Raw genomic sequence first — 8,573 nt, forward strand, 5'->3', positions numbered from 1 at the left:
AACCGCCGTCAGGCGCGACCGGCCTGCTGTGCGACCTCGGTGGCGAAGTCCGGCCCGTCTTCCTTCTCGATGCCCTCGCCCAGCGCGTAGCGGACGAAGCCCATGAGGGCGACCGGACCGCCGACCTTGGAGCCGGCTTCCTTCAGGACCTGGCTGACCGTCTTCGAGCCGTCATGCACGAAGGGCTGATCCAGGAGGGTGACCTCCTTGTAGTAGCTCTTCAGGCCGCTCTCGACGATCTTGGCGAGGACGTGGTCCGGCTTGCCGGCATTCTTCTCGCGCAGGATGTTCGACTCGCGCTCGACCGTGGCGGCGTCGACGCCCGAGGCGTCCAGCGCCACAGGATTGGTCGCCGCGATGTGCATGGCGATCTGGCGGCCAAGAGCCGAGAGCGCGTCGACGTCGCCCTCGGACTCGAGCGCCACGAGCACGCCGATCTTGCCGAGGCCCTCGGAAATCTGGTTGTGCACGTAGGAGGCGATGACGCCCTTCTTGACCTCGAGCTTGGCGACGCGGCGCAGGTTCATGTTCTCGCCGATGGTGGCGATCAGAGCCTGCAGCTTCTCCGAGACGGTCTCGGTGGCGCCCGGGAAGTGGGCCGCCTGGAGGCCTTCCAGCGTGCCGTCGGTGTTGAGCGCGATCTTGGCGGCTTCGCGGGCGAAGGCCTGGAAGGCGTCGTTGCGGGCGACGAAGTCGGTCTCGGAGTTCACCTCGACCACGGCGGCGTGGTGGCCGGCGGACTCGACGGCGACGAGGCCCTCGGCGGCGACGCGGCCGGCCTTCTTGGCGGCCTTGGCGAGACCCTTCTTGCGGAGCCAGTCAACGGCGGCCTCGATGTCGCCCTGCGTCTCGTTGAGCGCGCCCTTGCAGTCCATCATGCCGGCGCCGGTCTTCTCCCGGAGCTCCTTCACCATCGCGGCGGTGATGTTGGCCATGGCGGTCCCTTTCGTACGGTCTGGATGCGAGAGGCCCGGCGCGCGGGTGAGCGGCCGGGCCCGGTATGTCTGGAACCGCGACGGCCCGATGACGGGGCCGCCGCGAAATCCCGATGGATCAGGCCGCGGCAGCAGCCTCGACGAAGCCGCGGGCCTGCGAGACCCAGGAGTCGCGGTCGATGCGGCCGTTGAGCTTCAGCTCGGCATCGACCTTTGCGACGTCCTCGGGGGTCATCGCGGCGAGCTGCCAGTAATGGTAGATGCCGGCGTCGTTGAGCTTCTGGACGATCTGCGGGCCGGCGCCGTTGAGCTTGGTCAGGTCGTCCGGCGCGCCGCGCGGAGCGGCGAGCAGCTCGAAATGCTCGGTCGTCTCGGCAAGCATCGCGACGTCGGCCGGGTCGAGGGCATCGGACTCGACCGTGACGGCGGCGGTGTTGTCGACCGGCAGCTCCTCGGCCATCGGCTCCTCCGAGGCGCCGAGATCCATGCCCGACGAGCCCTGGGCGCGCGAGATGCCGTCGATGGCGGCCTTGGCGATCAGGTCGCAATAGAGCGCGATGGCGCGGCCGGCGTCGTCGTTGGCCGGGACGATGTGGGTGATGCCGTCCGGGTTGCAGTTGGTGTCGACGATGGCGGCCACCGGGATCCCGAGGCGGTTCGCCTCCTTGATCGCCAGCTGCTCCTTGTTGGTGTCGATCACGAACAGCAGGTCGGGCACCCCGCCCATGTCCTTGATGCCGCCGAGCGCCTTCTCGAGCTTATCCTTCTCACGGGAGAGCATCAGGCGCTCTTTCTTGGTCAGGCCCGGGCCGCCGGTCTCCAGCGTCTCGGTGACCTTGCGCAGGCGCGAGATCGAGCCCGAAATGGTCTTCCAGTTGGTGAGCATGCCGCCCAGCCAGCGGGAGTTGACATAGTACTGGGCCGAGCGCTTGGCCGCCTCGGCGATCGTGTCGGCCGCCTGCCGCTTGGTGCCGACGAACAGCACGCGGCCGCCCTTGGCGACGGTGTCGCTCACCGCCTGCAGCGCCGTGTGCAGCGCCGGCACGGTCTGGGCGAGGTCGATGATGTGGATGTTGTTGCGTGTGCCGAAGATGTACGGCTGCATCTTCGGGTTCCAGCGGTGGGACTGGTGACCGAAATGGGCGCCCGCTTCGAGGAGCTGACGCATGGAAAAGTCGACGGCCATGTCTTTGTACTCTCCGGTTGGATCCGCCGCGGAGGGATGCAGCCGCCTGATACGGTCGGGCGACCACCGGAAACGCCTCATTCAGGCATGAGGCCGGCTCCGCGTGTGGGATAGGCGGGCGCTTAGCAGAGTGCGCAGGCGGAGGCAAGGAGCCGGATAGATCGCGGCGGCTGCCGTGGCGCCGGTCGCGTTCGCGGCCTCGAGCGGCGGCGGGACGCTCAGGGGGAACGCCGAACGCGCGTCGACGGGACCCGGAAAAAGGCCGCGGCTCACGCCCCCGCGAAGACCGCCGCCACGTCCTCGGACGTCATAACCCGGTGCTCCCCCGCCGCCAGATCCCCCGGCAGATCGAGGCCGCCGACCCGGTCCCGGTGCAGGGCCGCGACGTGGTTGCCGACGGCGGCGAACATTCGGCGGACCTGATGGTAGCGGCCCTCCGTCAGGGTTACCGCGCAGTGCGTTTCATCCTCGACGTCGAGGCGAACCGGCAGCAGCGGATGCGCCTCGCCCTCCAGCATCAGCGTCCCTGAGGCGAAGACCTCCGCCTCGCTGCCTGCGAGCGGCCGGTCGAGGGTCACGCGGTAGCGCTTCGCCACACCGGCCTTTGGGCTGATGATCCGGTGCAGGAGCGCGCCGTCGTCGGTGAGCAGCAGGAGGCCCGACGTTTCCTTGTCGAGCCGCCCGACCGTGGAGAGCGGCGGCTCGCGGCGTCGCCAGCGCTCGGGGAGGAGCCCGTAGACCAGCGGCCCGGCCTCCTTGTGCGAGCAGGTCACGCCCAGGGGCTTGTGCAGCATCAGGCACAGGCCGGGCAGCGGATCGATGGGGGCGCCGTCGATCGTCAGGCGATGCGGGAGATCCGGATCGAGGGCGATCCGCCCCCCCGCATCGTCGAGATCCGCGCCGTCGAGGCGAATCGCGCCGGCGCGGGCGAGGGTCTGGATCTCTCGACGCGAGCCGTAGCCGAGATTGGCGAGGAGCTTGTCCAGGCGGACGGATTTCACCGCGCTCATGCCGGCACCGCCATCACCGGCGGGCCTCGTAGACCCGGTAGCCGTTCCCCTGCACGGCCACGGCGACCTGCCGGAACGTCTCGCGGAGGGCGGCGTCGTAGGGCAGATGGGCATTGGCCACGAGCCAGAGCGCGCCGCCGGGCCGCAGCGCCTCGGCGGCCCGGGCGATGAACGCCCGGCCGAGCGCCTGGTCCTCGGCCCCGCCCTCGTGGAAGGGCGGGTTGGTGACGACGAAGTCGAGCTTGTCCGGGACGACGCCGGGCGCCCGGATGTCCGCCCAGAGAATCACCGCCCGCGGGTCGGCGACGTTGCGGCGCGCCATCTCGACGGCACGCCGGTCGATCTCGAGCAGTGTCAGGGCGGTCACGGCGTCGGAGCCGAGAACGGCACGCGACAGGATTCCCAGCCCGCATCCGAAATCCGCGCCGCGCCCCTTCATCGGCGGCAGGTTCGCCAGGAGCAGCGCCGAGCCGGGATCCAGCCTGTCCCACGAGAAGATCCCGGGCTGCGTGCACAGGGCGAGGTTGTCGACGTGCCGGGGGGCGCCCTCGTCGATTGCCTCGACGAGGCCTGCCGGGACCGGGGGGCGCTCGGTCGTGCAGATCCGGTGATGCCGGCGGGGCTGGTCGGCCGCGGTACAGCCGAACGTGGTCAGTTCCTTGGCGAGGCGGGTGCCGCCCCGATCCTTCGGGGCCAGGGCGACCATGCGGCCGCCCGGCCCCAGGGCACGCAGCACCTGTGCGAGCACGTAGCGCCGCTCGACGGTCCCGGGAGGGGCGAGCACGGTGGCGACGTCGAGGCTGTTCTCGGGCAGGTCCTCCAGCCGGGCGGCACCGGGGATCATGGGCGAGACTTGGACGGCGTCGCTCGGGACCTCGGCGAGGTCGACCGGCGGCAGGCCGTAGACGGCATGGCGCATGTACGTTTCGGGATCTGGAGAGCCGACTTCGGAACGCGAATCCGCGGCGGAGCACGGTACATCCGCGTCCGACTCGGTTTATCCGGGGGGAACACCTGGATTTATACCGGAACGGCTCGGGATTCCCAGCCCGCTGGCCGCGGCCGCGCGCGTCAGCCCCGGGGGAATTCGAGCCCCATCTCGCGGTAGCGGGCCGGATCGTCGGCCCAGTTCTCGCGCACCTTCACGTGCAGGAACAGATGGACCCGGGCGTCGGCCGCCTCGGCGATCTCGACCCGGGCCGCCTGCCCGATCGCCTTGATGGTCTGACCGCCCTTGCCGAGGACGATCGAACGCTGGCTCTCGCGCTCGACGAAGATCGTCTGCTCGATCCGCACCGACCCGTCCGGCCGGATCTGCCACTGGTCGGTCTCCACCGTGGACCGGTAGGGCAGTTCCTCGTGCAGCCGGTCGTAGATCTTTTCGCGGGTGATCTCGGCAGCCAGCATGCGCAGGGGCGCGTCCGAGACCTGATCCTCCGGGTAGAGCCACGGCCCCGGCGGCATGCGGGCGGCGAGCGCCCGCCGGAGATCCTCCACGCCGTCGCCCTTCAGCGCCGAGATCATGAAGGTCTCGGCGAAGGGCGAGACGGCGTTGAGCTTGGCGGCGAGGTCGAGCAGCCGCTCCCGCGGGATCAAGTCGATCTTGTTGAGGATCAACATCTTCTCGCGCTTCACCTCGCCGAGCCGCCCGAGGACGGCCTCCACCTCCTGATCGATGCCCTTGCGCGCATCGACCAGCAGGCAGACCGCGTCCGCGTCGGCGGCGCCGCTCCAGGCGGAATGCACCATCGCCCGGTCGAGGCGGCGCTTGGGCGCGAAGATGCCTGGCGTGTCGACCAGGATCACCTGGGCCGAGCCCTCAATGAGGATCCCCCGCACCAGCGCCCGGGTCGTCTGCACCTTCCGGGAGACGATCGAGACCTTGGTGCCGACCAAGCTGTTGAGCAACGTCGACTTGCCGGCGTTCGGCACGCCGATCAGCGCGACGAAGCCCGCCCGGGCGTCGGTGGGCGTGCCGGGAAGCGTGGCAGGGGGGGGGGACGGATCGCGCGCAGGTTCCGGGGCCGGCGCGACGCCGGGCTCGTCCCGCTGATCGTGATCGTCTTGCTCGTGCGCGCTCATGCTGTCTCCGTCGGCTCCGCGTCGGCGGAGGCCCCGATTCCCTCCCGCTCCATCAGCGCCCGGGCCGCGGCCTGCTCGGCGATCCGCTTCGACGTGCCGTCACCGAGACCGGGCTCGAGACCCTCGACCTGCACGGCGATGCGGAACCGGGGGGCGTGGTCGGGACCGGTGCGCTCCACCACCGCGTAGGTGGGGATCGGCAGGCTGCGGCCCATGGCCCATTCCTGCAGGGCGGATTTGGCGTCGCGGCCCCGTGCCGCCGCGGTCGGCTCGCCCGGACGGAAATGCGCCTCGACCACAGCCCGGGCGGCATCGAATCCGGCGTCGAGGTAGATCGCGCCGAGAATCGCCTCGCAGACATCGGCGAGGATCGTCTGGTTGCGCCGGCCGCCGCCCATCACCTCGCCCTGGCCGAGGATGAGATGCGGCCCGACCTCCCAGGAGGCGGCCACGACCGCGCAGGTCTCGCGCCGGACGAGGGCAGCCAGCCGCCGGGACAGATCGCCCTCGTCGGCCTCGGGGAAGGCGCCGTAGAGGCGGTCGGCGACCGCGAGCCCGAGCACGCGGTCGCCGAGGAATTCCAGGCGCTGGTAGCTGCCGCCGCGGCCGCTGGCCTTGCTGGTATGGGTCAGGGCGCGGGTGAGCAGGTCCTGATCGGCGAAGCTGTGCCCGATCCGCTCCTCGAGCGCGCTCAGGGGCGGCCGGGGCTTATGTGCCCGGCGGGATCGGGCATTGGCTCGGTGCTGCGCGGCGTCGTCCAAGTCCGGACCGGTCAATGGATCGACGTGAACAGGCGCGTCCAGCGCACGTGGGCCGGCCAGTTCCAGACCTGCCACGCCGGGGTGCCCTCGTCGATCGAGAAGAAGATCATCTCGGCGCGCCCGACCAGATTGGCGAAGGGCACGTAGCCGACGTTGGCGAGATCGCGCGAATCCGTGGAATTGTCGCGGTTGTCGCCCATCATGAAAAAGTGACCGGGCGGGACCGTGTACAGCTCGGTCTTGTCCCAGAAGCCGTTGTCGCCGTCGCGCTCGATGACCCGGTGGACCACCCCGTTGGGCAGAGTCTCCAGGTACTGAGGCACCTTGGTGGCCTGCCCGTAGGGATCGGTGGTCTCGTAGTCGGCGATCCGCTCGCGTTTGACCGCCTTGCCGTTGATGTTGAGCACGCCGTCGATCATCTGGATCTTGTCGCCCGGCAGACCGATCACGCGCTTGATGTAGTCGGTCGCGTTGTCCTTGGGCAGCTTGAACACCGCGATGTCGCCGCGCTTGGGATCGGCGCCCCAGATCCGGCCATCGGCCTGAATCGGAATGTATTCCGAGAGCGGCAGAGAATATTTGGAGTATCCGTAGGAATATTTTGATACGAACAGGTAGTCGCCGATCAACAGGGTCGGCACCAGCGACCCCGAGGGGATGTTGAACGGCTGGAACAGCAGCGTCCGCACCACCAGGGCGATCAGCAGGGCTTGGATGCCGACCTTCAGCGTCTCGCGGATGGTGGCCCAGGTACCAGTCTCAGCGGGTTTCCTGAGCGGCTTGCCGTCGTAATCCACGCGCGCGTTCCGTCTTCGGTTGAGGTTCGTCGCCTGCCGCCAGTGGAGCACGGCCCCACCGCGCGCGGCGTGATGTGCGGTTGTCCCGAGGAATGCGCCGCAATCGTGTCCCCTGTGAGCGGGGGTCTAGACCATGCGCGAGTCCCCCGCAACGCGCGACCGCGGCCGGCTAATCCCCGACCCGCGCCATCAACCGGCGACGGCCGCCGGCAGGGCCTCGATGACCACGAAGGCCTGGGCCATCGGCGGATCGTCGGTGAGGCTCACATGCAGGCGCGCCGAATGCCCCGGCGGCAGGAGCTCCGCGAGCCGCTCGGCCGCGCCGCCGGCGAGCCGCAGTGTCGGCTGTCCGGACGGCAGGTTCACCACCTCCATGTCGCGCCAGAACACGCCGGCGCTGAGACCGGTGCCCAGCGCCTTGGCGCAAGCCTCCTTGGCGGCGAAGCGTCGGGCGTAGCCCTCCGCGCGGGCGGCCCGCCGGTCGCAGCGCTCCCGCTCCCCGTCGGTGAACACCCGGTGGATGAAGCGCTCGCCGTGCCGCTCCAGCGTCCGGGCGATCCGACGGATGTCGCAGAGATCCGAACCGATCCCGATGATCATGGCCGCCGCGCCCGATCCATGGCGGCCCGCATGTTGCGCACCGCCCGGTCGAGGCCCACGAAGATCGCGTCGGCGATCAGCGAATGGCCGATGTTCAGCTCCCGGACCTGCGGCAGCGCCGCCACCGGGCCGACGCTGCCCAGGGTGAGGCCGTGGCCGGCATGGATCTCGAGGCCGAGGCCGGCCCCGTGCTCGGCCGCGCGCCGGATGCGGGCGAGTTCGTGGGCAGTGCGGGCCGGATCGTCCTCGAGCGCGGCCTCGCAGTAGCGGCCGGTATGCAATTCCACCACGGGCGCCCCGAGGCCGCGGGCGGCCTCCATCACGGCCGGCTCCGGTTCGACGAACAGCGAGACTCGGATGCCGGCCTCCGCAAGCGCCCGGATGCGCGGCGCGAGGTGATCATGGCCGCCGATGATGTCGAGGCCCCCCTCGGTGGTGCGCTCCTCGCGCTTCTCAGGCACGAGACAGGCGGCATGGGGCCGGGTGTCCAGGGCGATCACCACCATCTCGTCGGTGGCCGCCATCTCGAAATTGAGCGGCACGGACAGGCCGCGCTTCAGGGCCGCGATGTCGGTGTCGCGGATGTGGCGCCGGTCCTCGCGCAGGTGCGCGGTGATGCCGTCGGCACCCGCCTCCACCGCGAGCAGGGCCGCCCGGACCGGGTCCGGATAGTCGCCGCCGCGGGCGTTCCGGACGGTCGCGACGTGGTCGATGTTGACGCCGAGGCGCAGCTTCTCGGAGGTCATCGGCTCGTTGGTCCCCATCTCGGCGCGATGCGACAGGCGCGGGACAGGCTCGGAGGATGCGCCGCGCCCGCACGCATGGCGGCGATATGCTGGCGATCGCGCGCCACGGCAAGACGGTTGGGGCCGCGTGCCTCAGGATGGACCAATGCGCTCCGCCGGGAATGGATGACACCCCGGCGAAAGCGCGCCCCTCAGGACGAGACGGTCAGGGAGAAGGCCTGGCGCCGCTCCACGACGGCGGCACCTGACCGGGACCGCCGTGAACCGGACCCGTCGTTCAGGCGAGGCGCAGGCGCGACCGGCCTTCCTTGCGCTCGGGCAACGTATCGAGGGCGGTCTTGACGATGGTTTTGGCGTCGAGCCCGGCCTCGGCGTACATCTTCTCCGGGCTGTCGTGGTCCTGGTAGGTGTCCGGCAGCGTCAGCGTCCGCACCCGCACCCCGCCCGCGTCCAGCG

At 70.3% G+C, this 8,573-nt stretch carries 9 protein-coding genes; all 9 read right to left on the minus strand.

Annotation, left to right across the window (positions count from 1 at the left end; genetic code table 11):
- Positions 1–8: 8 nt before the first annotated feature.
- Positions 9–935, minus strand: coding sequence for a translation elongation factor Ts (gene tsf / locus ACXJKQ_RS04450; RefSeq protein ID WP_457104566.1), 927 nt, complete (start codon positions 933–935; stop codon positions 9–11).
- Positions 936–1,053: 118 nt separating this feature from the next.
- Entirely contained in the window at positions 1,054–2,121 is a 1,068-nt protein-coding gene (locus tag ACXJKQ_RS04455) for a 30S ribosomal protein S2 (RefSeq protein WP_457104567.1), read from the minus strand.
- Positions 2,122–2,390: 269 nt separating this feature from the next.
- On the minus strand, positions 2,391–3,131 hold the full coding sequence (locus tag ACXJKQ_RS04460; protein WP_457104568.1) for a pseudouridine synthase: 741 nt from the start codon (positions 3,129–3,131) through the stop codon (positions 2,391–2,393).
- Positions 3,132–3,144: 13 nt separating this feature from the next.
- Entirely contained in the window at positions 3,145–4,050 is a 906-nt protein-coding gene (locus tag ACXJKQ_RS04465; protein WP_457104569.1) for a class I SAM-dependent methyltransferase, read from the minus strand.
- A gap of 152 nt (positions 4,051–4,202) precedes the next feature.
- Complete coding sequence (era, locus tag ACXJKQ_RS04470; protein ID WP_457104570.1) at positions 4,203–5,213, minus strand: GTPase Era; 1,011 nt, start codon at positions 5,211–5,213, stop codon at positions 4,203–4,205.
- Positions 5,210–5,989 carry a ribonuclease III gene (gene rnc, locus ACXJKQ_RS04475; protein ID WP_457104577.1) on the minus strand — a complete coding sequence of 260 codons (780 nt, stop codon included), beginning with the start codon at positions 5,987–5,989 and terminating at the stop codon, positions 5,210–5,212. The genes era and rnc overlap by 4 nt, the downstream gene beginning before the upstream one ends.
- Entirely contained in the window at positions 5,986–6,771 is a 786-nt protein-coding gene (gene lepB / locus ACXJKQ_RS04480; protein WP_457104571.1) for a signal peptidase I, read from the minus strand. Before lepB ends, rnc begins: the two co-directional genes overlap by 4 nt.
- 189 nt (positions 6,772–6,960) lie before the next feature.
- Positions 6,961–7,371 (minus strand): holo-ACP synthase, encoded by a 411-nt coding sequence (gene acpS / locus ACXJKQ_RS04485; protein ID WP_457104572.1) that lies wholly within the window; start codon positions 7,369–7,371, stop codon positions 6,961–6,963.
- Positions 7,368–8,117, minus strand: a complete 750-nt coding sequence (locus ACXJKQ_RS04490; protein ID WP_457104573.1) for a pyridoxine 5'-phosphate synthase — start codon at positions 8,115–8,117, stop codon at positions 7,368–7,370. Before ACXJKQ_RS04490 ends, acpS begins: the two co-directional genes overlap by 4 nt.
- Positions 8,118–8,573 lie beyond the last annotated feature (456 nt).

Source organism: Methylobacterium sp. P5_C11, from assembly GCF_054049775.1.

Excerpts from the sequence above, each read along its gene's own strand:
- tsf (WP_457104566.1), bottom strand. The coding sequence starts at position 935 with ATGGCCAACATCACCGCCGCGATGGTGAAGGAGCTCCGGGAGAAGACC.
- ACXJKQ_RS04455 (WP_457104567.1), bottom strand. The coding sequence starts at position 2,121 with ATGGCCGTCGACTTTTCCATGCGTCAGCTCCTCGAAGCGGGCGCCCAT.
- ACXJKQ_RS04460 (WP_457104568.1), bottom strand. The coding sequence starts at position 3,131 with ATGAGCGCGGTGAAATCCGTCCGCCTGGACAAGCTCCTCGCCAATCTC.
- ACXJKQ_RS04465 (WP_457104569.1), bottom strand. The coding sequence starts at position 4,050 with ATGCGCCATGCCGTCTACGGCCTGCCGCCGGTCGACCTCGCCGAGGTC.
- era (WP_457104570.1), bottom strand. The coding sequence starts at position 5,213 with ATGAGCGCGCACGAGCAAGACGATCACGATCAGCGGGACGAGCCCGGC.
- acpS (WP_457104572.1), bottom strand. The coding sequence starts at position 7,371 with ATGATCATCGGGATCGGTTCGGATCTCTGCGACATCCGTCGGATCGCC.
- ACXJKQ_RS04490 (WP_457104573.1), bottom strand. The coding sequence starts at position 8,117 with ATGACCTCCGAGAAGCTGCGCCTCGGCGTCAACATCGACCACGTCGCG.